A 3,087-nucleotide genomic window follows, 5' to 3' on the forward strand; every position below is an offset into this window, starting at 1 on the left:
GATCCGCGCGGTGTCCGGCGCGAACCGCGGCGTCTGCCAGAAACATCAAGGCCCCGTATCGTTCTCGCTGGTGAAAGCTGGCGACAGCGGGATCGAAGGCACGACGCAGAGCGAGATAAGCGTCCCGGTCACGTCCGGCGCTGAGCCAGGCGATCCCGCGTGCGAGCTGTACACACGACAGCAGATCGTTGAGCCGTCCTCGGCTGGCGACCAATTCCGCCTCGGTCGCCAATCGCAGCGATTGCTCCGCATTGCCACGCAATGCCTGGTGAACCGCTTCGCACACGGTCGTGCCGGTTTCCCAGATCGGCTGGCCGGTCTCCACCGCCAGCCGGATCCCTTCCTCGGCCGCGGCGGCCGCGCGATCGAGATTCCCCAGTGCCAGATTCACCATGACCGCCATGCTCAGTACCTGCGATAACAGCCCCAGACGCCCTCGAGCGCGCAGTGTCTCCTCAGCTTCCGCAAGGAAATTCGCCGCCGCGGGTTCATCGCCGACCGCGTGCGCGGCCATACCGAGCAGGTGTAACGAGTCTCCGTCCGCACCGCCCGCCGGGTCGATCACTGTGAGCGCATCGATGACCGAACTGCCGCGCAGGACCGGTTCGGCGACGGCGCGTATCGCAATCGAGCGAGGGTCGTGGGAGGACACCGTCAGGACATCGGTCACCGCCACCACCCGGGTCCGCGCGCCCGGTCCGGTGTCGGCCCACCAGCATCGCAACGCCGCACCCAACAGCAGGTTCAGCGCCAGGCTCAGATCATGTGCCGCCGCGCGCGCGGCCACATCGCACAGTTCGAGAACCCGGATCGCGTCACCGGGAATGCCGTCGCTGAAGATCTCACGCAGCCATTCCAGCCGTGCGGTGTCATGTTCGGACAGATCGGTTCGCGCCGCCGCTGCCAGCAGGTCCGTCACGATGTCCACCCGCCCTAGGCCGAAGGCGTGTTCGGCGGCGAGCAACAGCCGGTGACCGCGTCTGGCCGAGCCGGTGGTCAACTGTGCTGCCCGTTCCAGATCGTTGATGGCCGCCATCACCGCTCCGCGTGCGAGCGCTATCGCGGCGTTGATCTCCAGCCGATCCGCGACCCGGTCGTCGGGCCCGACGATCGCGTGAGCCTGATGCCAGGTCTGCCGATACGGCTGCGATTCCAGCACACGCGCGAGTGCGCCGTGCGCGGCCTGGCGACGAGTCATGCTCTCGGACTGAAGGATTCCCGACCGGATCAGCGGATGCCGGAACTCAACCCGGCCTTGCGCGATGCACAGCAGCCCGGCCGACTCAGCGGGGGCGAGGACGTCGGCCGACACCGTGGCTCCATGGAGCACCGATGCGGCCGCGAGGATCTCGGGCAGGTCGTCGATCGCGTCGATGGTGGCCACCAGCACCGCGTCCCGGGTCGGCGACGGCAGCTCCGCTATCCGGCCCGCGAAGGCGCGTTCGAGACGGTCGGTCAGGCTCGGGGACCGCCGACCCTGCCGACGGTGCAGCACCGCGGGTAATTCACGCAATGCCAACGGGTTTCCGAGCGCTTCACACTGCACCCGATACCGCTCGTCATCGGTCAGTCCGGGCGCGTACTCACGCAGAATCAGAGCTGCGGCATCGTCGTTCACACGGCCGACGGTCAGCGCGGGAAATCCCGCGTCGATGAACGCACCGGTATGGCCGGTGCGGACGGCCGCGATGATCACGATCGGCGTATCCGGGGTGATCCGCCGGGCGATGAATGCGAGAACTTCGTGCGATTGCGGATCCAGCCACTGCACATCGTCGGCGAATATCGCGACCGGCTGGTCGGCCGCGATCGTGGTGAGCAGACCACAGGATGCCAGCGCGACGAGAAACGGATCGGGCCGTGACTGCGCCGCCAGTCCAAATGCGCCCAGGAGCGCGTCGTGCTGCGTCTCCGGCAGTCGCGCACCGGCATTCAGCACTGGCCGTAGCAGCTGGTGCAATCCCGCGAACGGGAACATCGCCTCGGCTTCTACGCCGGTGATCGACAGCACCCGCAGGCCGCCCTCGACGGCGGTGGTCTCCACCGCCCGCAGCAGCGCGGACTTGCCGATGCCAGGGTCGCCGCGCAGCAGCCGCACCGCACCGCGGACGGGATCCGGTCGCACCAGCCGGGTGAGCAGCTCGATTTCGGGTCCTCGTCCGATCAGCACGTGTCGACGCTAGCCAAGCCCGAGGGGGCCGCTCTTGAGTCGAAGTACTCAATATCGCGCAGAGACGTTCCCGGGCAGTGGTTCCGCGCGCCGTGCCGTCCGACTGCCGCACGGCGGTTGAGTCAGATGACCGAAGCCAGGGCCGCGACCGTGGGACGAGGCTGCTTTCGAGGAAAGGATGCGCAATGAATCAGATGATGGCCTTGCGAGCTCATGCCCGGGGTGGCCCCGAGCAGTTGGTGTTCGAGAAGACTCCGACACCCGTTCCACAGCGCGGTGAAGTACTCGTGGAGGTGTGCGCGGCTGCGATCACCTTCGCCGAGCTCGGGTGGGACCTGTCGTGGACGCACCGCGACGGCTCGGACCGCACCCCCGTCATACCGTCTCACGAGTTCTCCGGCACCATCACCGAACTCGGACCGCACGTCACCGAATTCGAGGTCGGTGACCAGGTTTTCGGACTCGTCGATTTCGATCGGGACGGAGCCGCGGCGGAATACGTGACGGTCCCCGCAGCGACGCTGGCACGAAAGCCCACCTCCGCCAGCCATATTCAGACGGCGGCGCTTCCGCTTGCCGCGCTCACCGCATGGCAGGCCCTCGTCGATCATGCCTCGTTGCGGCCGGGCGAGACAGTGCTGATCCATGGCGGGGCCGGCGGGGTGGGTGTGTACGCGGTACAGATCGCCGCGGCGCTCGGTGCCCGCGTGGTCGCCACCGACAAATCGGGTAATGCCCGGTTCGTCGAAATGTTCGGTGCCGAACAGGTCATCGATGCGGGCCATGAGCATTTCGAGCAGCTCGTATCGGACGTCGATGTCGTACTCGACACGGTGGGCGGCGAGACGCTGGCGCGGTCGTACGGAATCCTGCGCAGCGGCGGGCGGCTCGTCACGCTCGGTGGGCCGCCTGCCCCG

The 3,087-nt window shown here is 67.6% G+C and carries 2 protein-coding genes; one reads left to right on the forward strand and one right to left on the reverse strand.

Annotated elements, in window-relative coordinates; genetic code table 11:
* Positions 1-2,170, reverse strand: a 2,170-nt coding sequence (locus tag ACWELQ_RS42265; RefSeq protein WP_452402605.1) for an AAA family ATPase, incomplete at its 3' end; no start/stop codon positions are given.
* Between the two features lie 194 nt (positions 2,171-2,364).
* Between ACWELQ_RS42265 and ACWELQ_RS42270 the strand changes: the two genes are divergently transcribed.
* The coding region (locus tag ACWELQ_RS42270) for an NADP-dependent oxidoreductase (RefSeq protein WP_452402606.1) at positions 2,365-3,087 on the forward strand (723 nt) is incomplete at its 3' end.

This window comes from Nocardia sp. NPDC004722, from assembly GCF_053601505.1.